Source organism: Pseudoalteromonas ruthenica, from assembly GCF_008808095.1.
Classification (GTDB): Bacteria; Pseudomonadota; Gammaproteobacteria; order Enterobacterales; family Alteromonadaceae; genus Pseudoalteromonas; species Pseudoalteromonas ruthenica.
On record NZ_CP023396.1, the window covers coordinates 1,020,254 to 1,045,462 of the forward strand.

A 25,209-nucleotide genomic window follows, 5' to 3' on the forward strand; every position below is an offset into this window, starting at 1 on the left:
AGGGTGACGCTATCCATTATGGATCACTCGATGATCCCTAATGAATAATCTTACCCGTTGGAGAAATGTAGTATGAAACGTGTTGTGCTCTTTTTATTGACCAACCTTGCCGTTATGTTAGTGCTAGGTGTGGTGTTATCTATCGTATTCTCGGTGCTGGGGATATCAAGTCGCAGTATGGGGGGGATCCTCATCATCGCCGCTGTGTTTGGTTTTGGTGGCTCCTTTATCTCATTGTTGATGTCTAAGTGGATAGCTAAACGCTCTACTGGCGCATATGTTATTGAGCAGCCGCGCTCCGGTACCGAGCAGTGGCTGGTAAACACGGTTGCCGAGCAAGCGCGTCAACGTGGTATCAACATGCCAGAGGTCGCTATTTACGACAGCCCAGAAATCAATGCTTTTGCTACTGGACCATCGAAAAACAACGCGTTAGTCGCGGTAAGCAGTGGCTTGCTTCACAACATGAGCCAAGAAGAAGCCGAAGCGGTTCTCGCTCATGAAGTCTCTCATGTGGCCAATGGCGACATGGTGACATTGACGTTGATTCAAGGAGTCGTGAATACCTTTGTTATCTTCTTTGCTAAGGTATTGGCTGGTATCGTTGATAATTTCCTCAATGGCGATGAGGAGCAAAGTGGGCCAAGCTGGACTTATTTTATCTTCGACATGGTGTTTCAGGTGTTATTTGGCATACTCGCTTCCGTGGTCGTTGCTTACTTCAGCCGCAAACGTGAATTTGCCGCAGACAGAGGCGCAGCCGAGTTAGTGGGCGCACATAAAATGCGTGCTGCACTAGAGCGCTTGAAAGGCAACCATGAGTCACAGCTAGAAGGCTCAATGATGGCCTTTGGTATCGCACCAGGGCGCTCTATTGGTGAGCTATTTGCTTCACACCCGCCATTGGATGCGCGAATTCATGCACTGTCAACACAAAGCTAACGGCTGTTGTGGAACTAAAAAAAGCGCACTTAAGAGTGCGCTTTTTTGTTTTCAGTTAAGCAATTACGCGCTTTGTTGCTGGCGTTGCTGTTGGTTGGGGATCAACTCCTCAACCACCTCTTTGGCGCTTAGGGTGTAGCGCACGCCATCAAACATCACCGAGACGAACTCCTCAATGCCAGTGATCCCTGTTAACGTCCAGCCTTCGCCGCGTTTAGGGCAGTACACCGTGGTAGTAGGAGGAACCATAATAAAATCATCAGCCATGAGTGTTTTTAACTTCTAGTGCTTGCTCTTGAGCATAGTTTAAGGCAATAATTCGCTAACTCAAGCCCGATATACTCTTACTGCTATGAATCGCTGCCCATCTCGCGGGCTTAGTTTACGTCCCATAGGCCACAAAGATGCGCCGGCAATGTTTGCTATTCTCTCGCAGCCTTTGGTTTTTCGCTTTAATGATTATTTACCACCGAAAACTAAAACTGAGGTGCGTAGTATGATTCAAGCGGACATCGAACTACTTCTAAAAGGGCAAGGCGTGCGCTTTGCTATCATTCACCAGCACCAGGTCATTGGTAGCTGCGGCTTATATAATATCGCCCAAGGTTGCGCGGAGCTCGGCTTTGAACTTCATCCTCAGCATTGGGGTAAAGGTTATATGCAAGCAGCAATAGCTTTGCTATTAGCCGAATACGGCCGCTATATTGATAAGCCGCTGACGCGTATCCAAGCACGAGTGATGGTCGAAAATCACCGCAGTATCAATACGCTTACCCGTGCAGGCTTCAAACCAAGTAGCGCGCAACTCTATAGTTTAGCGTTACCGGCCTGTGCACTCGATGTTGCCGAGCAACTCAATCAAGCAAGTTAATCCTGATTAGAGTAGGGCGAGCTTGGCACTTAAGCGACGCACCATAGCATTAGCGTTAGGGGCTGGCTGATTTAACCCCTCTATCAAAGTCATAAAGTAACAGTCCATCATGGCTGCGGCGCGCACCTCGTCATACTGGGGAGCCGATGCAAATAACAACGCTTTAAATTGCTGTATTTGTTCATCGAAAAACTGTCCTTGCCAAATCAAACTCTGTAGTAGGGTCTTACTGAATTCCACATGCTGCAAATAAAACGCATACAGGTGCGTGGCATAGTGGCGCATTTTCAGTTTTGGCTGCTGATGGTCGTCACTGCGTTGGGCATCAGCGATGACGTTATCAATCTGCGCAATCATTAACACCTTGAGCAACTCATCTTTATTCGCAAAATGGCTAAACAAGGTGCCATTTGCTATCCCTGCTGCCTTGGCAATATCACGTGTTGACGTGCTCTCAAACCCTTTGGCAATAAACAGCTCCCACGCGGTTTGGCAGATCCGTGTTCGTGTTTGCAGTTTTTTAGGCGTCAATTGGTTACTCAAAACAAACCCTTTTGCTTGATATTGAGCGCGCTCAATTATTATAATGAGCATGCTCATTTTTATAAGTTGATGGAAAACTACAATGGAATCAGTCGTTAATATAGTATCACGGATAATCGGTTATGTGTTATTTGTGCCCTTTATATGCTTTTACAGCTATGTTTTAGGACCGGTGCTAAAGGCGGTGCTCATCCCCGGAGGGGTGGTGGTTTTGGCATTGATAATAGGGCCTGCTAAGGCATGGCGAGTTTGGAAAGCAGCGAATGGATAACTTTGTTCATTGCCTCTAGCAACAAAACTTAGCCATGCTTTTTATCGGGCTTTTTAGTATAATGCGCGACAATTTTTGCGGTGAAAGAGAATCACTGCGGCGCTAACCCCCCTTGATGCTTGGTCATCATACGGCGTAATTTACATTTATATCGTTCATACTGAGGAGTGGCAATGAAAGTAGGAATTATTATGGGCTCAAAGTCAGACTGGCCCACCATGCAACATGCGGCGGACATGCTGGATAAATTCGGTGTCGAGTATGAAACCAAAGTGGTTTCTGCGCATCGCACTCCTCAACTTTTAGCTGATTATGCCAGCTCAGCTGCTGAGCGTGGTGTTAAAGTGATCATCGCCGGTGCTGGCGGGGCTGCGCATTTACCGGGTATGGCGGCCGCTTTTACCTCGCTACCGGTATTGGGCGTGCCAGTAAAATCGAAAGCGCTCAATGGTGTTGACTCGTTATTATCAATCTGCCAAATGCCAAAAGGTGTGGCGGTAGGTACTTTAGCTATTGGTGATGCCGGTGCCGCTAATGCGGGACTGTTGGCAGCGCAAATCTTGGGCTGTCAGCAACCAGAGCTACTGGCGAAAATTGACCAATTTCGTGCCGAGCAGACAGAGACTGTTTTAGCTAACCCTAACCCAGCTGAATAAGCGAGTTGTATATGCAAATGTTAGTTCTGGGCGCGGGCCAACTAGCGCGTATGATGGCGCTTGTGGCAGCGCCGCTGGATATCCATATTCGTGCTTATGACGTGGCTAGCAAACAAGTGGTGCACCCGGTAACCGGTGAGCACTATACGCAAACGTTAGAGCAAGCAATCGCCAGTAGCGACCGTATTACTGCTGAGTTTGAGCATATTCCCAGCGATGTGCTTGCGGCCTGTGAGCAAAGCGGCAAATTCTTCCCCGGTAAAAAAGCCATTGAATGCGGCGGCGATCGCGCCAAAGAGAAGGCGCTGCTCGATAATGCTGGCGTACCGAGTGCTCCGTATATTTTAGTGAATGAACGTACTCACCTTGAGCAAGCGGTGAATGAACTGGGTTTACCTTTGGTGATCAAAACTTGTCAGGCTGGGTACGACGGCAAAGGCCAATGGCGCTTAAAAAGCATCGACCAGACTGATGAAATCTGGCAAGAAATGCAGGCATTTTTAGATAAAGATGCGTCGCATCGCATTATTTGTGAAAAGATGATTGCGTTTGACCGTGAAGTTTCAGTGATAGGTGCGCGCGATGCACAGGGGAATGTAAAAGTATACCCGGTCACCGAAAATGAACACACTGACGGGGTGTTGACGCTGTCGGTAGCAGGCATCGTCAGCCAAGATATGCAATCTCAGGCGGTTGATGCCTACAGCAAAATAGCCAATGCGCTGGATTATGTTGGCGTACTTGCTATCGAGTTTTTCGATGTTGACGGTGAATTGCTAGTCAATGAGATTGCGCCGCGTGTTCACAACTCGGGTCATTGGACACAGCAAGGCGCTTATTGTTGCCAGTTCGAGAACCATGTGCGTGCTGTTGCCGGTTTGCCTTTGGGCTGTACTTATCTATTGCAGCCGAGTGCGATGATTAACGTTTTGGGTCAGCCAGCAATCCCGGCAGAGGTATTGGCCACCACTGGCGTTCGCAGTCACTGGTATGGTAAAGCGGTAAAACCAGGGCGAAAAATGGGTCATATCAATGTCAGTGCTAATACCTTGCATGAGCTTGGGGAGCGTCTCGGTGAATTGCATGAGCACCTCAGCGAGCAGGATTATCCTGGTATTGAAGCACGAGCCCATCAGTTAATTCTCAACTAGTACCTGTGGTTGCGCAGTACCGCTAGCAACCAACAAGACTATTTAAGCGAATAAACCGAGCCTTGAAGCTCGGTTTTTTCATCCCAAACGCTGACACAATGTCATTAACAGCTGCTAGTATGGCGTTTTCATTTTGCTTATATAAGAGAAAACCCTAAATGACCTTGTGCAAACGTTTTGGCCTTATTGGCTCCTTGTGTCTGCTCGTTGCGGCCTGTGCGCAACTTCATTCGTCTGTGCCAACAACGCTGCGTATCGCGACCTTTAACGTTAGTATGGATGGCTCGAACTACGTTACTAATCCCAGTGAGCTAAGTGAATCGCCTTTACCTGCCTTGCTAGCCCAAGGGCAACACCCACAAATTCACAATATCGCGCATATTATTCAACGGGTGCGTCCTGATGTGATATTACTCAATGAATTCGACTATAACGAGGATTGGCGCGAACAAGTCGATGCTTTTCAACGCCACTATCTAGGCAAGGATCATGGCAGTGTAAAAGCCATTCACTACCCCTACAGCTATAGTGCGCCCGTTAATACCGGTGTTGCCAGCGACTACGACTTTGACGGCAATGGTGAGCTCTCTGGCAATGGCGGGGATGCTTATGGCTTTGGTTTCTACCCTGGTCAATACGGCATGGTGATCTTAAGCCGCTATCCCATTGACCATGAGCGCGTGCGCACGTTTGCACAATTGAAATGGGCGCAACAACCGCAGGCGCAGATGCCCATGCTTGATGGCAATGCTTTTTATGATAACCGTACATGGCAAGCTGCGCGCTTAAGCTCTAAGTCATTCTGGGATGTGCCTATCAGCGTTGATGGTAAACGTGTGCATCTGTTGGCATCTCATCCTACACCACCGGTGTTCGATGGTCCGGAAGATAGAAACGGTCTGCGTAATAAAGCTGAGATTAAACTAATCGCCGATTATTTAGATAATCAAAGCGATTATTTGGTGGATGACCAAGGCCGCCAAGGAGGCCTCAATGACAACAGCCGATTTGTTATCTTGGGAGATTTAAACGCTGCACCGCAAGGCGATAAAGCGCGTCCTGAGGCCATTAATCAAGTGTTAGCTCATGATAAAGTGGATGCCAGTATGGTGCCCGAGAGCACCGGAGGAGCAGGAGTGGATGAGCAAGCTTATGCGCGTTATTACACCGCAAGCTGGCGTGCTAGAGCTGATTATGTGTTGCCATCAAAGTTCGGTTTTGAGCCAATCTCGGCAGGTGTATATTGGCCGACGGAGCAAGACCCGGCACAATATAAATTAATTAATGATAGAAAAGCTTCGTCAGATCATCGTCTTGTGTGGATGGACCTAAAATTAATAAAAAAACAGTGAACCATTTAGCCGCTTAGTACTCTATATATATGTGAAGCAGGTCCCGTACTTGTTTCGTTATTGCTAGCGCAGAGTTTTGGTCAGCATCCCTTGCTGACCTTTTTTTTGTCTAAGTAAACTGCCGTTGGTCTTAAAACACTGTCTTTGCTTGTAAGTTTTTGCTTAAATCAGGGCACCGTGTATTTAGTTGAAGACAATCATGTTCCATAAATCAGTACTGGCGGCGACCATTGCTTCCAGTTTTATCCTCAGCGGCTGTCAAAGCACCGCACAACAAAGCAACACGCAGGTAGAAACGAATCAAACTTCCGCCCCAAGCCAAGTGGAGACACCGGCAAAACCAGGTTCAGTGGCTATTACCTTAGAACAAGCCATGGCTGATCCGGACTGGATAGGTAACCAGCCAGAAGGCGCGTTCTGGCACAGCGATTCAAACACCGTTGTTTATCAGCAAAAACAACAAGGTAATCAACTACGCGACACCTACACACAGGCCGTTGGCGCAGACAGTGCAACCAAAGTAACGCTGGCGCAGCTACACACGTTGGGCGATGACAAGGCCGTATACAGTCAAGATAACCGCTTACAAGCCTATGTATTTAAAGGGGATGTATTTGTTCGTGATACCTCTGCCAACACCTTAGTGCAAATCACCAAAACCTCGGCATTTGAATCTGCGCCGCAGTTTTTAAATGATAACAGCCTAGTATATCGCCGTGGCAACGTGTTTATGCATGTAGACTTAGGCACCGGGCTGCACAGTGAGTTAGCCAACCTTAAGCTTGAAGATGAGCCAATCAAGGTTAATGAGCCGAAAAGCTACATTGCTAAGGAACAACATAAGCTTATTGACTATGTTGCACTGCAGCTAAAGAACCAAAAAGATGCTCTCGAGCGCGACCAGCAGTTAGCGAATGAAAATAGCGCGGTAGTCGATGCCACCATTTACCTAGGCGATAAAAAGCGTTTAGTGGATGCCCAGCTCTCTCCCGATGGCAGTAAGCTTATCGTTGCGCTAACCGATGACAGAAGCTGGCGCGCAGACACCGACATCATGCCTAATTACATTACCCAAGATGCAGGGGTAGAATCGGTACCAGCCCGTCGCCGGGTTGCGGATGCCAAGCCACAGGGCACAGAATTGGTGTATATCGACTTGCCAAGCAAAGCAAAAACGACGCTGACCTATAATACCTTGCCCGGTTGGAATGAAGATGTGCTTGCCGAGGTGAAGCGTGAAAACTATGCCCGCCAAGGCAAAGAGTATGAAAGCGAAACTAAGCGCCGTGAAATCAATTTAATGATGGATTGGGGCTGGGGTCAAAGTGCCATTCAATGGAACCGCAGTGGCTCACAAGTTGCTGTTATGCTTGAGGCTTGGGATAACAAAGACCGCTGGATAGCGACCGTTGACTTTAAAGGTAAAAAGTTAGTGAACCAACACCGTTTACATGACGATGCTTGGATTAACTACACCTTCAATGATTTCGGTTGGTTAAACACCAGCGACACTTTGTATTTCTTGTCAGAGCAGTCCGGTTATAGCCACATCTACACAAAGCCGTTAACAGGTAAAGCAACCCAGCGTACCAAGGGTCAATTTGAGGTTTCCGATCTGACCTTGAGCGAAAATGACCAATATCTGTACTACAAAGCGAATAAAAAGCACCCAGGTATTTACGAGGTGTATCGCTTAAACCTGGATAGCGGCAACAGCGAGGCGCTAACCAGCCTTGATGGCATGACTGACTATAGTTTGAGTCCTGATGAGCAAAAACTGCTGTTACAGCACTCAAAAATCATGCACCCGCCGGAGCTTTATGTCATGGATGCGGCACCGGGGGCTAAGGTTACGCAGCTAACTCACACCGTATCAGAGCAATTCAAAGCGACTAAGCTGGTGGCTCCGAAAGTGGTTGCCGTACCGTCGAGCCATGGTGAGCAACCGGTGTATGCGAAAGTGTATTATCCCAGCGATTACCAAAGCGATGAAAGCGGTAATACCCGCAAGGCGGTTATTTTCAACCACGGCGCCGGTTATTTGCAAAACTCACACTTTGGCTGGTCCGGTTACTTCCGCGAGTTTATGTTCCACTCGTTGCTTGCCAGCGAAGGCTATGTGGTTATGGATATGGACTACCGCGCCTCGAAAGGGTATGGCCGCGATTGGCGTACTGCCATTTATCGACAAATGGGAACGCCAGAGACGCAAGACTTGGTTGATGGGGTAAAATGGATGCAGGCTAACGCCAATGTTGATGTTGAGCGGGTCGGTACTTACGGCGGCTCATACGGTGGCTTTATGACCTTTATGGCGCTGTTCACCGAGCCTGAACTATTCCAAGCCGGAGCGGCACTGCGCCCTGTGAGCGATTGGGCACATTATAACGCCCCGTATACCTCTAATATTCTCAATCACCCAGATGTTGACCCTATTGCCTACGAGCGTAGCTCGCCTATCTACTTCGCTGAAGGGTTAGAGAAGCCGCTATTGATCAATGCGCCGATGGTTGATGACAATGTGTTCTTCCAAGATGTTGTGCGCTTAGTGCAGCGCTTGATTGAACTGGAGAAAGAGGACTTTGAAACGGCTATCTTCCCAGTTGAACCGCACGGATTTGTGCAGCCTTCAAGTTGGCTAGATGAATACCGCCGCATTTATAAGCTGTTTGAAGAGAACCTTTAATCGCTAACGAAAAACCCGAGCTAAGCCTCGGGTTTTTTTATGCCTCGCCACTCTAGTAGCGCTAAGCCCAAGCCACACAACAGCCCAAATAGATGAGCCTCAATAGCCACGCGGGAGTCAATCAATGCCTCAACGTCACTACTGGCGCCAACAATTTGCTCGTAAGCCACCTTGGCTATTACGCCTACGATAATTAAATACCCGGTTTTTTCACCGCTGCGAATATCTTTCACCGCACCATAGGCAATCAAGCCGTGCAATGAACCACTTAAGCCGACATATAAAGAGATGTTCGGGCTAAAGCCGTATAAACAGAGGCCAACCCCAAAAGACAAGAGCAGCAAATAAAGCCAATACTTACGCACACTAAAAAAATGGCCATGGAGCGACCATAGCACTAGAGCACCTGCCATGTTCATGCCTAAATGCGGCCAATTGCTGTGTAAAAAGTGCCCTGTTAGCAAGCGATACCACTGGCCCTCAGCGATGGCGGGGCGCTGAAAAGACAATGGCCCAGCGGCATCAATTACCATAAGCAGTGTACACAGTGCGATCAGTGGCCAGACAGACAGCATTGCGCGGTGCGAAAAGAGGGTTTTAAACACAGTCATAACTTAACAGTGGTCGTTATTTTTTGCCTATTGTGCCCCTTTGCCTTTAAGATGCCAATTAATTAACCACGACAATAACACTCAGCGCTATGTTACGAACTTATACCCAGATAGCAGCGGCTCTCTCGTTGCTTATTAGCTCTGGCTGCACAGCCACCACGACCACCAATAAACAGGTGCTCGCCGATAGAGAGCCTGAGGCCACCACGGCGGTGGTGACAAAACAACAAGTGAGCGGTGAGCATTACATGGTTGCCGCTGCCAATCCCTATGCGGTGCGCGCCGGGGAAGCGATTTTAGCTGAAGGGGGCAGCGCCATAGACGCAGCCATTGCTGTGCAATTGGTACTAACATTGGTCGAGCCGCAATCGTCCGGTATTGGCGGTGGGGCCTTTATTTTGCACTATGATGCAAAGCAGCGCCGACTCACCACCTATGATGGCCGCGAGCAAGCTCCTAGCAAAGCGACACCGGAGTTATTTGTTGACGGCAATGGCGAGGCCGTACGCTGGATTGATGCAGTGGTTGGCGGGCGCTCAGTGGGGGCTCCTGGGGTCTTGAAGGCGCTGGCCAAAGCCCATGAACGTGATGGCAAATTACCTTGGTCTCGTTTATTTGAGGAGGCCATTACTTTAGCCGAACAAGGGTTTAAGGTGTCACCGCGATTACATAAGCTTTTAGCGCGACGTATTAACCCTGGAGTGGAGAAAATGCCTGCGGCGCGGGCGTATTTCTTTCCCGGTGGAACGCCTTTGGCCATTGGCACCGTTAAGCAAAACCCCGCCTTGGCATCGCTTTATAAACGCTTGGCCAGCGAGGGAGTGGATGCCTTTTATCATGGTGACAATGCCAAAGCCATTGCTAAAGCAGTACAAACAAGTCCCATCGCCCCAGGTTTACTCACTGAGCAAGACATTAACAACTATGTCGCCAAAGAGCGTGCCCCGGTGTGTGTAGGCTATCATCAATACCGAGTGTGCTCAATGGCACCGCCTAGCAGCGGTGGCATGGCGGTTTTGCAAATCTTGAAACTGCTGGAGGATAAAAACCTCAGCCAATATGCGGTTAATAGCCCCAAAGCGCTGCATTACTTCACCCAAGCGTCGCGCTTAGCCTTCGCTGATCGCGAGGTCTATATGGCCGACCCCGACTACCAACCCGTGCCGACGCAAGCGCTACTCGATAATAGCTACCTTGAAAAACGTGCCTTATTGATGCTTGAGCATGATGCTAAAAAGCAAGCTGGGCACCCGGGCGTGGGGATTGCCTATGGTAAGGACGATGCCTTTGAGCTGCCCAATACCAGCCACATTTCCATTGTTGATAATCAAGGCAACGCCGTGTCGATGACCACCTCCATTGAAATGGCGTTTGGCTCTACCGTGATGGTCAATGGCTATCTGCTCAATAACCAGCTCACCGATTTTGCGCTATCGCCGAAGCGTGATGGCAAATATGTATTAAATCGCGTTGAAGGCGGTAAGCGCCCGCGCAGCTCTATGGCCCCCGTGATGGTATTTAATGAAGATGGTTCTTTACGTTTAGTGATTGGCTCGCCCGGCGGCAGCCGTATCATTAATTACGTGGCCCATGCATTGGTCGGGGTGTTGGATTGGCAGCTGAGCGCCCAGCAAGCGATCAATCTGCCCCGTATTACTAATCGTAACCATATCACTACCTTAGAGCAGGGCACTGAGCTGGTGGAGCTAAAAACGCAGCTCGAGCAATGGGGCCATAAAGTGCGTATTGGCGACCTTAACTCTGGCATTCATGCAGTCGAGGTGAAAGGCGGTAAGCTCTATGGCAGTGCCGATCCACGCCGAGAGGGAATCGCTCTCGGAAAATAAAGGTAATCAAACAGCAGGTATTTGAATGCCTGCTGTTTGTTAACAAAGATTCATTGGTGTGTATCAAAAATGATAATGCGCCAATCAGCGATAAATCAATGGTCTGATAAGCCCAAATGGGTTTGCAATTTGCGCGCTAAGGGCAATAATATCAGGCAATCTCCTTCTGTGCTAAGTAGGCAATATGACAGACAAATCCAACGATAAAACCAATACACACACCGATCCCAATTACTTGTACATTCCTTACGCTGGTCCGACCTTATTAGAAACGCCACTACTAAATAAAGGCAGCGCATTTTCTCAGCGTGAGCGTGAGAGCTTCAACTTGGCAGGCTTACTGCCGCCGCGTTTTGAGACCATTGAAGAGCAAGTAGAGCGCTGTTACCAACAGTACTCTAGCTTCCAAGATAACCTTAATAAGCATATCTACTTGCGCGCCATCCAAGACAATAACGAAACGCTTTACTATCGTTTGGTGCGAGACCACATTGAAGAGATGATGCCGATTATTTACACGCCAACGGTGGGTGATGCGTGTGAGCAGTTCTCAGATATTTATCGTAGCTCGCGCGGTTTGTTTATCTCCTATGAAGACCGCCACAATATTGATGATATTTTGCGTAATGCTACCAAAGGCAAGGTGAAGGTTATCGTTGTTACCGATGGTGAACGTATCCTTGGCCTAGGCGATCAGGGCATTGGTGGCATGGGTATCCCCATTGGTAAGTTATCGCTATACACCGCGTGCGGTGGTATCAGCCCGGCCTACACGCTGCCGGTGATGCTGGATGTTGGCACTAATAACGAGAAACTACTGAACGACCCAATGTACATGGGCGCACGTCACCCACGTATTGGCCAGCAAGAGTATGACGAATTTTTAGAGTTGTTCATCAAAGCGGTGAAGCGCCGTTGGCCCAATGTTATGCTGCAATTTGAAGACTTTGCTCAGCCTAACGCGATGCCACTGCTGAAACGCTATCGCGACGAAATTTGTAGCTTTAATGATGATATTCAAGGCACTGCCGCTGTCACTGTGGGCACCTTGCTGGCCGCGTGTCGAGTGAAGGGCACCCGTTTAAGCGACCAAAAGGTAGTGTTTGTTGGGGCTGGCTCCGCAGGATGTGGCATCGCCGAGCAGGTGATCAGCCAAATGGTCTCTGAAGGGATCAGTGAAGAGCAAGCGCGCAGTCAAATCTTTATGGTTGATCGTTTTGGCCTATTGAGCGAGGGCATGCAAGGCCTGCGTGACTTCCAACAAGCGTTGGTACAATCCAATGAAGCGCTCTCGCAGTGGCAGTATAGCGGTGATTATGCCTCTTTACTTGATGTTATGCATTGTGCTGAGCCAGGCATTATTATCGGCGTATCTGGGCAGCCAGGGCTATTCACCGAGCAGGTGATCCGCGCAATGGCATCAAGCCACGAAAACCCGATTATCTTCCCGCTTTCAAACCCGTCCAAACAGGTTGAAGCGCATCCGAGTGATGTGTTGGCGTGGACACAAGGGCGTGCCATCATCGCCACAGGTAGTCCATTTGGCAGCGTGGAATATGATGGCCAGCAGTATGTTATTCCGCAGTGTAATAACAGTTATATCTTCCCTGGCATTGGCCTTGGTGCAATTACCATTAAAGCTAAGCGCATTACCGATGAAATGTTGATGGCGGCCAGTGAAACCTTAGCGTCGAGCTCACCCCTTGCCAATGATGGTAAAGGGAGCCTACTGCCGCCACTGACTGAGATTGAATCGCTATCTAAACGTATCGCCTTTGCTGTGGCTAAAGTCGCCATCGCCCAAGGTGAAGCGTTGGAATTTAGCGATGAGGATATTATCAAGGCCATCGATAATAATTATTGGCACCCTGAGTATCGTAACTACAAGCGAGTCAGCATCTAGCCTTCGCGAATATGAGCAAACGCCGTGCAACTGCACGGCGTTTTGCGTTGAAGGAAAGGTTAAGCAAGACCAATCACAGTGCCTTTTTAGTTGTCTTTATTAATAATGGCGTTAGATAAGTATGCAACCGCTGTGGATAAGGCTGCGTTGCAAAGGAGTAAAACGAATTTTGAATTGGCAGCAGCTAGTTGATAATCGCCAACGATTCTTTTGGGTGTTACAGATAGCCGGTTGGATAGGTTATGCCCTGGTGAATTACATTGGTTCCAAAGTATTTGAGATGCGCGACATCTATGTCTTTGTGATCTTGCTTAATGCCTATGCGGGCTGCTTAATGACGGTGCCGCTGCGTTACTTGTATCGCCGGGTGTGGAATGCCAAGCCGTGGCTGCTCGTGTTGGTGGTGTTCACCGCTTCCTACGCCACAGGGACCTTGTGGTCGGTGGTACAAAAATTTAATTTGTGGGAAATTTATCGCCATGGTTACCGCCCTGATGAGTGGTTTTATTACTTTCAACAGGGCCTTGATGCGGTCTATATCATCCTTTGTTGGAGTGGTTTGTACTTTGGCATTAAATATTACCAGTTGCTCCAAGGGGAGCGACAAAAAGCGCTGAAAGCCAATACCATGGCTCATGAGGCGCAATTAAAAATGTTGCGCTATCAGCTTAATCCGCATTTTTTGTTTAATACCCTTAATGCGATATCGACGCTGATTTTAGTGGAAGAGAATAAAGACGCCAACAAGATGGTGTCACGGTTAAGCGATTTTTTACGCTATACGCTCAATACCGATCCGATAAAGAAAGTGCCACTCGAGCAAGAGATCCATGCGTTGAGTCTGTATTTGGAAATCGAGCGAGTACGTTTTGATGACCGCCTAGCGGTGGACATGCAAGTCAGTGACGAAGCAAGCCATGCCTTGGTCCCGAGCTTGATTTTGCAACCGTTAATTGAAAACTCATTGAAATATGCCATTGCGCAGATGACACAAGGCGGGGTGATCAGTATTAAAGCCCAAGTGTTTGCCAACGAGCTGTTACTGGAAGTGAGCGATAATGGCCCTGGCGCTGAGCTTAAAGATGGCCAATTGGTCAACGCCACCGGTGTCGGTGTGGCCAATACTAAAGATCGACTAAAGACACTTTACGAGAACAATTATTCATTTGTATTATCAGGGAATACGCCCACCGGTCTGACGGTAAACATACGTATCCCCTATGAAAAGGCTGTAGCAGAATGAATACCATAAAAACCCTCATCGTGGATGATGAATCGCTGGCCCGTAAAGGGTTGGCTATACGATTAGCTGATATTGAATGCATTGAGCTGGTACAGCAATGCGCTCAAGGGCAAGAGGCCGTCGATATTTGTCGCAGCGAGCCTATCGACTTGGTTTTTTTGGATATTCAGATGCCAGGTATGAATGGCTTTGAGGTCGCGGATGCGTTAGCGCAACTGCCAGACTCACAACAACCTTTGGTGGTGTTTGTCACTGCCTTCGACCGTTACGCCGTTCAAGCTTTTGAAGTCCATGCTTTGGACTATGTACTCAAACCCGTAGATGACAACAGACTAAAACAGGCGGTGGAGAAAGTGCAATCACATCTAAAAACACAACAAGACAACACCCATAAGAAAAAGCTAGCGAGTTTTGTGGCCGGGATCACAGGCAATAATTGCGAGGAAATTCTCAAGAAACTAGCCTCGGGTGACTCATTAGAAACTAAGCGCTACCCAGAGTCGCTGGCGGTGAAAGAGCAGGGCGAGATCATCCGTGTGCCTACCAATACCATCCAATGGGTTGATGCGGCAGGGGACTACATGTGCCTGCACTGTGGTGATGGGCAAACCCATATTCTACGTAAAACTATGAAAGAGCTTGAGCAAGAACTCGACCCTGGGTTGTTTGTTCGTGTGCACCGCAGCGCCATTGTTAATTCAAAGCAAATCAACAAGCTGGTCACGCAAGTCAGTGGTGAATACCTGCTGGTGCTCACCAACGGACAGGAGCTTAAAGTCAGTCGCAGCTATCGAGATAAAGTCAAAGCGGCGCTGGCCAATTAACGGCGAAAGCGTTTTAAGCGGGCGACAAAATCACGATTACGCTGTTGTGTGTCGCTGGTGTGCTCAAAAGCCAAAGTTTTCAGCTGATTATTAACGACACCGACCATGACACCATCAGCGCCAGCATTAAGGTGCTCGATGGCGCTGCAGCCTAACTGCGTTGCTAATATGCGATCGCCTGCCACAGGGGCGCCGCCACGCTGTACATAGCCCAAAATGGCACTGCGGCTTTCAACGCCGCTGTGCTCGGTCAGCTGGGCCGCTAATTGTTCGGCGCTAATAGATAGCGAGTGCTCCGCCATGACCAGCACGTAGCTATGACCGGCATCATTATTAATATTCGCTTTCACTTGCTCATACAGTTTTTGTAAAAACTGTGGCTCGTCATCAATCAGTTCCTTACAAATTATTTGCTCCGCGCCACTGGCAAGGCCCGCTTCCATGGCAATGATGCCGCAATCTCGACCCATTACCTCGACAACAAAAGTACGTTCAAACGCTTGCGCGGTATCACGAATTTTATCGATACACCCCAATGCGGTATCTATTGCGGTGTGAAAGCCGATGGTTTCATCGCTGCCATTAATATCGTTATCAATGGTACCGGGGATCCCAATAATTTGCCCTGACCAGTGCTCTGCAAGTGCCTGAGCACCCTTAAAGCTGCCATCTCCGCCAATGACGACCAAGGCATCGATATGGCACTTACGCAGGCTATTGGCAGCTTGTAACAAACCATCTGTGTGGTGCATTTGCGGGCAGCGGGCCGATTTTAAAATAGTGCCACTTCGGTGGATGATATCGGTTACGCTGGCTGCGTTGAGTTCAGTGAAGTGTTCATTGATAAGGCCGTTGTAGCCACTAAAAAAGCCGAAGACCTGATGTTGATGAGATAGCGCGCTGAGCGTAACAGCGCGAATTGCAGCATTCATACCGGGGGCATCACCGCCGGAAGTGAGTACTGCAATTCGTTTTGAATGAGACATAAGTTGCTGCTTCAGATAGAAAACTTATGTCTACTATTTACCCTACAGTGACAATTTTCAAGGTATTTGTGGCACCGATGGTTTCCATTAAGTCACCATGGGTGAGGATCACGGTATCGCCTTTTTGCAATTCGCCAAGCTCTACTAAGGTATTCATTGCTTCACTAACAATACATTCTTTGGTGAAGTTAGTAGAGTCAAAACGCACTGGATATACGCCGCGATACAGCGCGGTCTGACCCAGTGTTTTGCCATGGCGTGAAAGTGAATAAATAGGCAGACCCGAAGAGATGCGTGACATCAGCTTAGAGGTGTTGCCTGATTCAGTGAGCGCGACAATGGCTTTCACTGTACCCAGGTGGTTAGCCGCATACATAGCAGATAGTGCGATGGTTTCTGCATTATCGGCAAACATGCTATCAAGGCGGTGCTTAGAAATGTGCGTTTCTTTTTGTGACTCAGCACCTAGGCAAACACGGGCCATGGTGGCAACTGTTTGCTCAGGGTAATCCCCTGCGGCTGTTTCAGCAGAGAGCATGACCGCATCGGTGCCATCAAGCACGGCGTTAGCAACGTCCATGACTTCAGCACGCGTGGGCATGGGGTTATCAATCATTGACTCCATCATCTGTGTTGCGGTGATCACCACACGGTTCAATGAACGAGCTCGGCTGATAATGGTTTTTTGTTTACCCACTAACTCCGCATCACCGATTTCAACGCCTAAATCTCCGCGCGCGACCATCACTGCGTCTGATGCGAGGATAATGTCGTCTATGGCTTCAACCGTCTCTACCGCTTCTGCACGTTCGATTTTCGCTAGCAATTGAGCATCTGAACCGGCCTTTTCTGCTAATGAACGCACATAGCGCATATCATCGCCAGAGCGGGGGAAAGACACGGCGATATAATCGACGCCAATTTTAGTCGCGGTGATAAGATCTTCTTTATCTTTATCAGTAAATGCAGGGGCAGTCAGGCCACCACCGAGGCGATTGATGCCTTTGTTGTTAGACAATACGCCGCCGACTTTCACGCTGCAGTGTACTTTTTGTCCTTCAACACGCTCTACGGTCAGTTGGATTAAACCGTCGTTAAGTAACAACAAGTCGCCAGCTTTAACGTCTTGAGGTAATTCTTTATAGTCGATCCCCACGCCATTAACATCACCCTCACCTGGGGCAAGCGCTGCATCAAGGATAAAGGGGGCGCCAGGGGCGAGGTTCACTTTCCCTTCTTTAAAGGTGCTTACGCGGATTTTCGGGCCTTGTAAGTCAGCGAGGATGGCAACATGAGTGCCTAGGCGCTGAGCGATCTCACGCACGGCTTCAGCGCGCGCTTGGTGGTCACTGGCCACCCCATGAGAGAAGTTTAAGCGCACGACATTGGCGCCAGCGCGGATGATTTTTTCTAAGTTATTATCTCTGTCCGTGGCAGGGCCAAGGGTGGCCACAATTTTCGTACGTCTTGGCATGCATTTCTCCTGTAGGCATTATTGCTTATAGCATGTTAGAGCAGGGAAGGACGCTCCGCCAGCTCTAATTCCTATTATTCGTTAACAAGATTTCAGCATTATGACACCGGTGTCAGATTCAGTCAATTAAGCTTACCCGCAAACTTTATCCATGTACCTTGCGTTAATTTGATATAATTCAGCGCCGGGGATTGAATGGGGCATCGTATGCCCTATAATGCCCGCCGTATTTACGTTGAATTACCCAGTCGTACGTTTTACCGAGGAGGAAACTGGATGCAAGTTGCATTAGTAGGTCTTGGGGTGATGGGCAAAAATCTCGCCCTGAACTTAATCGAAAAAGGGCTCACCCTAGTAGCCTATGATACCAACCCCGATGCCGGGGAAGAATTGTTAAGCTGCGCCAAATCACAAGGAATGGCCGAGCGCTTGCACATTGTTTCAGACCTTCACGACATGGTGCGTCGTTTAGAAACGCCGCGCTCTATCCTTTTGTTGGTACCGGCAGGCGAGCTGGTTGACAAAGTCTGCCACGACTTGGTCGATGCCGGTGTCAGTAAAGATGATATCATCATCGATTGCGGTAACAGTAATTATAAAGACGGCATTGCCCGCAAATTGAAATTCCAAAACAAATTTGAGTTTGCCACGATGGGGATTTCCGGTGGTGCAGAAGGCGCACGCCATGGTCCGGCAATGATGGCGAGCGGCTCCGAAGGAGGCTGGGAGCGCATTGAACCTTGGTTTGAGAAAGTAGCTGCCAGTTACAACGGCGACTCGTGTTTTGCCCGCGTTGGCCAATCCGCCAGTGGCCATTTTGTGAAAATGGTGCACAATGGCATCGAGTATGCCCTTATGCAGCTTATTGCTGAGACTTACCAGCTATTGCGCTTGGGCGCTGGCAAAACACCACAGCAAATTGCCGAGATTTTCGATACTTGGGCCGAGGGCGAGCTCAATAGCTATTTACTCTCTATTTCTAGCCATATCCTCAAGTTAGCAACCAAGGACGATACACCGCTGGTCGATTTAATCGATAACAAGGTGGGCGCCAAGGGCACCGGCTTATGGACGGCACAAAATGCCTTGGAGCTTGGTATTGCCGTGCCATCACTTGTTGCTGCGGTGCAGGCACGTCACTTAACTAATACAGGTGATACCCACGCGGCTAAAGAAATGACCTATGCAGCAAAGCAAACGGACAGTATCGATATTGATATTGACCAGTTGCAGCAAGCGTTTCATTTAGCGAGCCTGCTTTGCTACCGACAAGGCTTGGCACTGATCAAAGGCGCGTCACGAAACCATCAATGAAAAGTTGATTTAAACAAAACACTGCAAACTTGGCGCGCAGGGTGCATTATTCGTGCAGATTATCTAGACCAAATTGCTCAGGGTGTTGAGTTTATTGATACCTTAGATGAGCAGGCGAAGGCGCTTCGTAGTGTGACTGGTGCGGCCGTGACCACTGGTTTGGCATTCCCGGTACTGTGTGCAACACAAAACTACTTAGCAACGCTAAGCACTCCAAGTAATGGTCATCTAGTGCAAGCGCAGCGTGACTACTTTGGTGAGCATGGTATTAAAACCCACACTGGTGAGTTATGTCATCTAACTGATCTGGTCGATATTGACGCTAAAGTACGCTAATTAATTAGCTGCTTTTTCAATCAAAAGAGCCCTGTCCATACAGGGCTTTATTGTATATGCTAAAAACACATTCCAAGTTTCTTTTTTGAGGACTTTAAAGTGTTACGCATTCTCTGTTTGGCACTGTTGAGTGTAGGTATTATTGGCTGCACTCAGCCTCAACAACCCGCAAATAAACTCGCAAATGCCGATACCCTATACTTTGGCGGCCCGATTCTAACGATGGCCGGTGATGCTCCCCAGTATGTTGAGGCGCTTGCAACCAAAGATGGTCGGATCCTACTTACCGGTCAACTTAATAAAGCAAATGATCATGTTGGCGAGCAGACTAAACAAGTGAACTTACAAGGGCAGGCGCTATTGCCTGGGTTTATCGATGCCCACAGTCACCTTTTCAATGCTGGTTTAGCACAGTTGAGTGCTGATTTACTCCCAGGGCCTGACGGCCAAGTAAATTCTATTGAGTCGTTGCTGAGCACCTTAACGCAATGGCACCAGCGTCAACCTATGTTAGCGAAAAAGCTCGGCTGGATCGTTGGCATGGGGTATGACGACTCACAACTGGCGCAGCGCCGGCACCCAACAGCCACAGAGCTCGACACAGTCTCCAGCGAACTACCTATTTTGATTATGCATCAGTCCGGGCATTTGGGGGTTATGAATACCAAAGCCTTGGAAATGGTGGGTTACTTACCACAGGCCCCACACATTGATGGCGGCGTAATACGTATTGATGAACTTTCCAATCAAGCGAATGGGGTGCTTGAGGAAATGGCTCTTTTTCAGCCATTGTTTAGTGTTTTTTCGGCCATTGATAAGCAATTACAAGATGAAATCGCGAGCGCAGGGCTTGCCCTTTACATGGCCAATGGTTATACCACTGCTCAAGAAGGTCGTGCAGATAAAAGCACCAGTATGTATTGGTTAGCACGGGCGCAAAAGCAGTCTTTGCCGATTGATGTGGCTATCTACCCTGATCTTGAGCAGGAATATGATTTTATGCTTGAACAAGGCGCTAGCAAAGATTACCAAGGCGGGGCACGAATAGCAGGCGTCAAATTGAGTTTTGATGGCTCGCCTCAAGGGAAAACAGCCTGGCTCAGTAAACCTTATCTTCATCCGCCAGCAGGGCATAACTCAGAGTATCGTGGCTACCCAGCCATTGCCGATGATAAGGCTCGCTCTAAGCTCGTGGCACAGGCCTATGCCAACAACTGGCAACTGATTGTTCATACCAATGGCGACGCCGCAGCAGACGCCTTATTGCGAGATATAGAAAGCGCAGCGACAAGATTTGAGCAGGCAGGTCGCAGGACGGTGATGATCCACGCGCAAACTGTTCGTGAAGATCAGCTTAAACGTATGAAACAGTTAGCAGTGATCCCGTCTTTTTTCTCTATGCATACCTTCTATTGGGGAGATTGGCACCGAGATGAAGTATTAGGACTGGAGCGTGCTGAGAATATTTCTCCCACAGGGTGGGCGCAAAAACACGCCATGCGCTTTACCCAACATCATGATGCACCTGTGGTAAAGCCCAACCCATTACGCGTGTTATCGACAACTGTTAATCGCAAGACACGCTCTGGCAAAGTGTTGGGGGCGCACCATCAAGTGAGCCCTTATATCGCTTTGAAATCTATGACAGAGTGGGTGTCCACTTCCCCGTTAATGACACAGTTCTAAATTAGAATCTTCCAGTTTTGCTCGGTAAGCAGCCGGTGGCAGGTTTCCGAGACTTTCATGGGTTCTTTCTTCGTTATAATCCAATCGCCAGAACCAAGCCATATCTCGCACTTGGCTGAGATTCTCAAACAAGTAGGCATCAAGAAACTCTCTGCGGAATGAACCGTTAAAGCGTTCAACAAAGCCATTTTGCTGCGGCTTGCCAGGCTGGATATACATCAGCTCAATGTGATTGGCCTCGCACCAATCAGTCAGGGTGGCCGATATTAACTCTGGGCCATTATCTACGCGCAGCTGATTCGGTAATCCGCGCTCAGCCTTAAGCTGCTCTAACACGCGTACGACACGGCTAGCGGGCAACGAGGTATCCACTTCAATTGCAAGGCACTCTCGCGTTCCTTCGTCCACCACATTTAACGTTCTGAATCGTTTACCGCAATACAATGTGTCATGCATAAAATCGAGCGCCCATTGGTGATTGGCTTGCTCCTGCACTTCTAAGGGCTGAACAATTCGCTTGGGTAGCACACGTTTCGTTCTTCGTTTTAGGTTCAGCCCCATCTGGCAATACACGCGATAAACGCGCTTATGGTTGAAGGGAAAGCCTTTGAAGCGCATTCGGCCAAAACACTTCCAGAAGCCTGCTCGTGGCGACTTCTCAAGCTCGGCATTGATAGCATCAATGACAGCAGCATCTGCTTTACGCCAGTCTCGTTCAGGGCGATAAAAGGTCGAACGGCCAATGCCAACAAACAGACAAGCCCTTACGATACTTAGCCCCGCACCAACCATTACGCTGACGCATTCTCGTTTATCCGCTGTCACCAACCCTTTTTTGCGAAAAGCTCCTTAATCGCATGATTTTCCAAACTAACATCTGCAAACATCTTTTTAAGCTTGGCATTTTCCTCTTCAAGCTCCTTCAACCGTTTGACGTCAGAGGCTTCCATCCCACCGTATTTGGACTTCCAGTTGTAATAGGTTGCACTACTGATACCGTGCTGACGGCACACTTCCTCAACCTTCCTACCCGCATCGACTTCTTTTAATACTGCGATGATCTGAGATTCTGTATAGCGTGATTTTTTCATAGTCGTCTCCTGCATTAATCATTACAGAAAACTCTAATTATGTCTGTCTCAGTTTATGGGAAGTGGACATGGGCGGCTTGGCAGTACTTTGAAGAGCCAAATAAAGGGACGTTAGAGGTAGGGAAGTTAGCTGATTTCGTTATTCTTGATAAAGACCCGCTGCGCGTTGAGGCGGAGCAACTTGAGCAATTAGAGGTTCAGCAAACCATAAAAGCAGACCAAGTGGTTTATGATGTGAATCACGCCCTGTGATGGTGCTTTTGCAAAGCGAGTTGTTGCAGGCTGCGGCTTATCTTATTGCGCTAGTGAACTATGCGTGCAGATAGATACCACTAGCAATAAAAGGCACAGTCGCTGCTGTGCCTAAATATCACTTAGCGACTCAACTCTCCGCGCAAGTTATCTTGCATTAAATGGCGAATACTTTGCGGGCTTGCGTTTTTGCTTAGCAAGTAGTGTAACTTACTGAGGCAAGCCTCTAGGGTCATATCATAGCCACTGATCACACCGACGTTTAGCAGTGCATTGCCCGTAGCGTAGCCGCCCATATTAACTTGCCCTTGTAAGCACTGGGTAAGGTTTACGACGATAATGCCACGTTCGTTCGCATTTGCTAAAAGCTCCAGAAACTCGTGGTTTTGAGGCGCATTACCGACACCAAAACTCAGTAAGATGAGCGCTTTAATATCGTCATTAATAATAGAGCTGACCACATCGGCGCTGATCCCGGGGTATAAGTGCAGCACGGCAATAGCTTGAGGGGTGATGCGCGAGACTTGTAAATCGTTGTCGATATAGGGGCTTAGCTGGCCTTCTAGCAGCCGAATGTTAATCCCTGCTTTTGCCAGCGGCGGCAAATTTGGAGAGTTAAACGCATTGAACCCATCGGCGTGAATTTTGGTGGCGCGATTGCCTCTGAATAGCTGATTATTAAAAAACAGGCTGACTTCTGCAATGGGGTAGTTAGCTGCTAAATACATCGCATTTAGGAGGTTAACTTGGCCATCTGAGCGCAGCTGTGATAACGGAATTTGCGAGCCGGTAATAATGACTGGTTTGGTCAGGTTTTCAAACATAAACGATAAGGCAGACGCGGTGTAGGCCATGGTATCGGTGCCATGAAGTACCACAAAACCATCGTAGTCGTGGTACTTGGCTTTAATATCATCGGCTATCATCTGCCAATGCGCCGGTGACATATCAGAAGAATCGATCAGCGGGCAGTATTCTTCAATGTCAAACAGCGGCATCTCGTCGCGATTAAATTCAGCACTGTTTTTCACCGTCTCGGTTAAAAATCCCGCCGCTGGCACATAGCCTTGACTGGATTTTTTCATACCTATGGTACCGCCTGTATAAGCGATATAAATGCGTTTACGTTTCATAAAAAAAGCCCGATGAAATTCATCGGGCTAGTATATCATTACAGGTTTTAAGCGCTAGTTAGAAACACGACATACCAAGCACTTAGCGTAGATGCCATCAGGGTCATTGTAGTTTTGTAAACTCTGAACCTGCTGCTCAACCTGTTTTAGTAAGCTGTTGACCTGCATGGTCGCACCAAGGTTTGCGTTTGCCGGGGTTTGCTTATCAATTAGCGTGCTAACCATGGACGAGCTCAATAAGCTATTTAACAGTTGCTCACGCGGCGTCAGCTGTTGCTCAATGAGTTTAACGTCATACTGCTTGAGGCTGGCCATTTCAGCGGCAGCGCTGATGGCTGCGTCTTTATCACCAAGTTTGTCCACTAACCCGAGCTCTTTTGCTTGAGTTGCAATCCACACACGGCCTTGGGCGATATCATCCACCTCAGCAGGGCTCATATTGCGAGACTGTGCAACCACATTCAAAAAGCGCTCGTAGGCATTCTCAACACTCATTTGGATCGCTTGTGCCATCTTATCTTTTAGACCCAACAGAATGGATGAGCCTTTCAGTTCGGTCGTCCCCACACCATCAGAATATACTCCCAACTCGGCAGCACTGTCTTCAAATGTCATGATTGTGCCAAACACGCCGATTGAACCAGTGATGGTGCTTGGAGCAGCCCATATCTCATTGGCTGCAGAAGCAATCCAATAACCGCCCGAAGCTGCCACTGAGCCCATAGAGGCAACCACAGGTTTGCCTGCTTCTTTAAGAGCGATGACTTCGCGACGAATGACTTCTGAGGCAAACATGCTGCCGCCACCGGAATCAATGCGTAATACTACGGCTTTTACCAAGTCGTCTTCACGGGCTTCACGAAGGAGGGCTGCTGTGCTGTCTCCCCCGATTTCGCCAGCGCGTCGCTCACCATCAACAATGGTTCCTTTAGCAACAATAACCGCCACCTTTTCCGTGATTGGGTTTTCGAATGGCATGGGCGATTTAAACGAGGCTAAATAGTCGTTAAAGCCAATTTGTAAAAAGTTTTTACCTTCGTCGTCGTAACCGACTAGGTCGACCATCTGTTGACGAATTTGTTGATTATTTTTAAGTGCATCCACCCAACCAAAACGCTGTGCATACTCACCGCTGTTCCCGTCTACTTGCGAAAGCTTGCGTAAATAGTCGTCAAGGGTTTCATCAAAGTTGCTGGCATCGAAGCCACGTAGGGCGGTGATTTCATCTTTATACTGCTGCCACAATTCACCAAGCCACTCTTTATTCGCTTCTTTTGCAGCGGGGGACATGTCGTTACGAATCAAAGGTTCAACCGCAGACTTAAAGGTACCGACGCGGAAAACGTGTTGCGTCACTTTAAGCTTATCGAGTGCTTCTTTGAAATACACTGGGTAAACACCAAAACCATCGATTGAAACGCCGCCATAAGGATGTAAATTTACTTCGTCAGCATGCGCTGCCAAGTAATATTGACTTTGGGTGTAATAATAGCCAGTAGCAATAACCGGTTTGCCCTGCGCTTTGAAAGCGTCAATGGCATCGGCAACAGCATTGAGTTTATTAATGTGCGCGCCACCCATCTGCTGTAAATCGAGCAGCATAGCGGTGATACGATCATCTTTAGCAGCGTTATTGATCACATCAACAACGTCATCAACTAAAATTTCAGCCGGTTCATCTTGGCCCCCAAACGGTCCAGCAAATACTGCATCGAGAGGGTCAACATAGCGTTTCTGCTCAACTAAATAGCCATTTAGGTTAAGTGTCAGCACGGCACCGTCAGGGACGATAATCTCGCCTTCATCGCTTGCAATAGACGCTATAATAGCGATAACAAGCACTATAAAAAGAATGTTGACCAAAAGTTGGCGCGAGAAGTTAATTCCATGCCAAGTGGCCTTTACTGCTTTTTTAATCAAAATCAGATCCTTACTTTATCCATTTTGGGGGCGTACGGGATAGAATCCCATATTAGCCTAAAGGGTTGAAAAGTTTAAACAGAAAAAAGTAACGAAGTGTTTATATTGGCGAATACT

The 25,209-nt window shown here is 48.3% G+C and carries 20 protein-coding genes and 1 pseudogene; 13 read left to right on the plus strand and 8 right to left on the minus strand.

Annotation, left to right across the window (positions count from 1 at the left end; genetic code table 11):
* The first annotated feature begins 72 nt into the window (after window positions 1-72).
* A complete protein-coding gene (gene htpX, locus PRUTH_RS04850; protein ID WP_022946584.1) occupies window positions 73-942 on the plus strand; it encodes a protease HtpX in 870 nt (289 codons plus the stop codon).
* 63 nt (window positions 943-1,005) lie between these two features.
* On the opposite strand, the gene PRUTH_RS04855 is transcribed toward htpX, so the two are convergent.
* A complete protein-coding gene (locus PRUTH_RS04855) occupies window positions 1,006-1,209 on the minus strand; it encodes a hypothetical protein (protein WP_022946585.1) in 204 nt (67 codons plus the stop codon).
* A gap of 85 nt (window positions 1,210-1,294) precedes the next feature.
* On the opposite strand from PRUTH_RS04855, the gene PRUTH_RS04860 reads away from it, so the two are divergent.
* Complete coding sequence (locus PRUTH_RS04860) at window positions 1,295-1,813, plus strand: GNAT family N-acetyltransferase (protein ID WP_151172690.1); 519 nt, start codon at window positions 1,295-1,297, stop codon at window positions 1,811-1,813.
* Window positions 1,814-1,819: 6 nt separating this feature from the next.
* Here the strand turns inward: PRUTH_RS04860 and PRUTH_RS04865 are convergent, their stop codons facing one another.
* Window positions 1,820-2,407 carry a TetR/AcrR family transcriptional regulator gene (locus tag PRUTH_RS04865; RefSeq protein ID WP_151172692.1) on the minus strand — a complete coding sequence of 196 codons (588 nt, stop codon included), beginning with the start codon at window positions 2,405-2,407 and terminating at the stop codon, window positions 1,820-1,822.
* 393 nt (window positions 2,408-2,800) lie between these two features.
* On the opposite strand from PRUTH_RS04865, the gene purE reads away from it, so the two are divergent.
* The 4 genes from purE (at window position 2,801) to PRUTH_RS04890 (ending at window position 8,472) form a co-directional block, all read left to right on the plus strand.
* Complete coding sequence (gene purE, locus PRUTH_RS04875; RefSeq protein WP_151172695.1) at window positions 2,801-3,283, plus strand: 5-(carboxyamino)imidazole ribonucleotide mutase; 483 nt, start codon at window positions 2,801-2,803, stop codon at window positions 3,281-3,283.
* 11 nt (window positions 3,284-3,294) lie between these two features.
* Window positions 3,295-4,434: a 5-(carboxyamino)imidazole ribonucleotide synthase gene (locus PRUTH_RS04880; protein WP_151172697.1), complete on the plus strand. Its 1,140-nt coding sequence runs from the start codon at window positions 3,295-3,297 to the stop codon at window positions 4,432-4,434.
* A gap of 158 nt (window positions 4,435-4,592) precedes the next feature.
* Window positions 4,593-5,786, plus strand: coding sequence for an endonuclease/exonuclease/phosphatase family protein (locus tag PRUTH_RS04885; RefSeq protein ID WP_151172698.1), 1,194 nt, complete (start codon window positions 4,593-4,595; stop codon window positions 5,784-5,786).
* A 199-nt stretch (window positions 5,787-5,985) separates the two neighbouring features.
* Complete coding sequence (locus PRUTH_RS04890) at window positions 5,986-8,472, plus strand: S9 family peptidase (RefSeq protein WP_151172700.1); 2,487 nt, start codon at window positions 5,986-5,988, stop codon at window positions 8,470-8,472.
* A 20-nt stretch (window positions 8,473-8,492) separates the two neighbouring features.
* On the opposite strand, the gene rrtA is transcribed toward PRUTH_RS04890, so the two are convergent.
* Entirely contained in the window at window positions 8,493-9,083 is a 591-nt protein-coding gene (rrtA, locus tag PRUTH_RS04895; RefSeq protein WP_253946305.1) for a rhombosortase, read from the minus strand.
* 89 nt (window positions 9,084-9,172) lie between these two features.
* Between rrtA and ggt the strand changes: the two genes are divergently transcribed.
* From ggt to PRUTH_RS04915, 4 genes are all read left to right on the plus strand, one after another.
* Entirely contained in the window at window positions 9,173-10,930 is a 1,758-nt protein-coding gene (gene ggt / locus PRUTH_RS04900; RefSeq protein WP_151172702.1) for a gamma-glutamyltransferase, read from the plus strand.
* A gap of 184 nt (window positions 10,931-11,114) precedes the next feature.
* Window positions 11,115-12,833 carry an NAD-dependent malic enzyme gene (locus PRUTH_RS04905; RefSeq protein WP_151172704.1) on the plus strand — a complete coding sequence of 573 codons (1,719 nt, stop codon included), beginning with the start codon at window positions 11,115-11,117 and terminating at the stop codon, window positions 12,831-12,833.
* Between the two features lie 169 nt (window positions 12,834-13,002).
* Window positions 13,003-14,076, plus strand: a complete 1,074-nt coding sequence (locus PRUTH_RS04910; RefSeq protein ID WP_045978310.1) for a sensor histidine kinase — start codon at window positions 13,003-13,005, stop codon at window positions 14,074-14,076.
* Window positions 14,073-14,900, plus strand: coding sequence for a LytR/AlgR family response regulator transcription factor (locus PRUTH_RS04915; RefSeq protein WP_022946597.1), 828 nt, complete (start codon window positions 14,073-14,075; stop codon window positions 14,898-14,900). The genes PRUTH_RS04910 and PRUTH_RS04915 overlap by 4 nt, the downstream gene beginning before the upstream one ends.
* Here PRUTH_RS04915 and PRUTH_RS04920 read toward each other — a convergent pair.
* Both PRUTH_RS04920 and pyk read right to left on the minus strand, forming a co-directional pair.
* Window positions 14,897-15,886: an ATP-dependent 6-phosphofructokinase gene (locus tag PRUTH_RS04920; RefSeq protein ID WP_151172706.1), complete on the minus strand. Its 990-nt coding sequence runs from the start codon at window positions 15,884-15,886 to the stop codon at window positions 14,897-14,899. The two genes, PRUTH_RS04915 and PRUTH_RS04920, sit on opposite strands and share 4 nt — an antisense overlap.
* A 37-nt stretch (window positions 15,887-15,923) precedes the next feature.
* Window positions 15,924-17,360 (minus strand): pyruvate kinase, encoded by a 1,437-nt coding sequence (gene pyk / locus PRUTH_RS04925; protein ID WP_022946599.1) that lies wholly within the window; start codon window positions 17,358-17,360, stop codon window positions 15,924-15,926.
* A gap of 276 nt (window positions 17,361-17,636) precedes the next feature.
* Between pyk and gnd the strand changes: the two are divergent.
* Together gnd and PRUTH_RS04935 are read left to right on the plus strand one after the other, a co-directional pair.
* Window positions 17,637-19,010: pseudogene (gnd, locus tag PRUTH_RS04930) on the plus strand (NADP-dependent phosphogluconate dehydrogenase).
* A 99-nt stretch (window positions 19,011-19,109) separates the two neighbouring features.
* Window positions 19,110-20,696: an amidohydrolase gene (locus PRUTH_RS04935; RefSeq protein WP_151172707.1), complete on the plus strand. Its 1,587-nt coding sequence runs from the start codon at window positions 19,110-19,112 to the stop codon at window positions 20,694-20,696.
* On the opposite strand, the gene PRUTH_RS04940 is transcribed toward PRUTH_RS04935, so the two are convergent.
* Window positions 20,679-21,787 (minus strand): IS3 family transposase gene (locus PRUTH_RS04940; RefSeq protein WP_151172498.1). Its coding sequence is split into 2 segments (ribosomal slippage): window positions 20,679-21,538 and window positions 21,538-21,787, totalling 1,110 coding nucleotides; the frame shifts between segments, so codons are not numbered across the junction. The two genes, PRUTH_RS04935 and PRUTH_RS04940, sit on opposite strands and share 18 nt — an antisense overlap.
* A 39-nt stretch (window positions 21,788-21,826) precedes the next feature.
* Here PRUTH_RS04940 and PRUTH_RS04945 point away from each other — a divergent pair.
* Complete coding sequence (locus PRUTH_RS04945; RefSeq protein ID WP_151172709.1) at window positions 21,827-22,039, plus strand: amidohydrolase family protein; 213 nt, start codon at window positions 21,827-21,829, stop codon at window positions 22,037-22,039.
* 122 nt (window positions 22,040-22,161) lie between these two features.
* Here the strand turns inward: PRUTH_RS04945 and ansA are convergent, their stop codons facing one another.
* Entirely contained in the window at window positions 22,162-23,172 is a 1,011-nt protein-coding gene (ansA, locus tag PRUTH_RS04950; RefSeq protein WP_151172711.1) for an asparaginase, read from the minus strand.
* Between the two features lie 54 nt (window positions 23,173-23,226).
* Complete coding sequence (gene sppA, locus PRUTH_RS04955; RefSeq protein WP_151172713.1) at window positions 23,227-25,092, minus strand: signal peptide peptidase SppA; 1,866 nt, start codon at window positions 25,090-25,092, stop codon at window positions 23,227-23,229.
* Between the last annotated feature and the right edge of the window lie 117 nt (window positions 25,093-25,209).

Excerpts from the sequence above, each read along its gene's own strand:
- htpX (WP_022946584.1), top strand. The coding sequence starts at position 73 with ATGAAACGTGTTGTGCTCTTTTTATTGACCAACCTTGCCGTTATGTTA.
- PRUTH_RS04855 (WP_022946585.1), bottom strand. The coding sequence starts at position 1,209 with ATGGCTGATGATTTTATTATGGTTCCTCCTACTACCACGGTGTACTGC.
- PRUTH_RS04860 (WP_151172690.1), top strand. The coding sequence starts at position 1,295 with ATGAATCGCTGCCCATCTCGCGGGCTTAGTTTACGTCCCATAGGCCAC.
- PRUTH_RS04865 (WP_151172692.1), bottom strand. The coding sequence starts at position 2,407 with ATGCTCATTATAATAATTGAGCGCGCTCAATATCAAGCAAAAGGGTTT.
- purE (WP_151172695.1), top strand. The coding sequence starts at position 2,801 with ATGAAAGTAGGAATTATTATGGGCTCAAAGTCAGACTGGCCCACCATG.
- PRUTH_RS04880 (WP_151172697.1), top strand. The coding sequence starts at position 3,295 with ATGCAAATGTTAGTTCTGGGCGCGGGCCAACTAGCGCGTATGATGGCG.
- PRUTH_RS04885 (WP_151172698.1), top strand. The coding sequence starts at position 4,593 with ATGACCTTGTGCAAACGTTTTGGCCTTATTGGCTCCTTGTGTCTGCTC.
- PRUTH_RS04890 (WP_151172700.1), top strand. The coding sequence starts at position 5,986 with ATGTTCCATAAATCAGTACTGGCGGCGACCATTGCTTCCAGTTTTATC.
- rrtA (WP_253946305.1), bottom strand. The coding sequence starts at position 9,083 with ATGACTGTGTTTAAAACCCTCTTTTCGCACCGCGCAATGCTGTCTGTC.
- ggt (WP_151172702.1), top strand. The coding sequence starts at position 9,173 with ATGTTACGAACTTATACCCAGATAGCAGCGGCTCTCTCGTTGCTTATT.
- PRUTH_RS04905 (WP_151172704.1), top strand. The coding sequence starts at position 11,115 with ATGACAGACAAATCCAACGATAAAACCAATACACACACCGATCCCAAT.
- PRUTH_RS04915 (WP_022946597.1), top strand. The coding sequence starts at position 14,073 with ATGAATACCATAAAAACCCTCATCGTGGATGATGAATCGCTGGCCCGT.
- PRUTH_RS04920 (WP_151172706.1), bottom strand. The coding sequence starts at position 15,886 with ATGTCTCATTCAAAACGAATTGCAGTACTCACTTCCGGCGGTGATGCC.
- pyk (WP_022946599.1), bottom strand. The coding sequence starts at position 17,360 with ATGCCAAGACGTACGAAAATTGTGGCCACCCTTGGCCCTGCCACGGAC.
- PRUTH_RS04945 (WP_151172709.1), top strand. The coding sequence starts at position 21,827 with ATGTCTGTCTCAGTTTATGGGAAGTGGACATGGGCGGCTTGGCAGTAC.
- ansA (WP_151172711.1), bottom strand. The coding sequence starts at position 23,172 with ATGAAACGTAAACGCATTTATATCGCTTATACAGGCGGTACCATAGGT.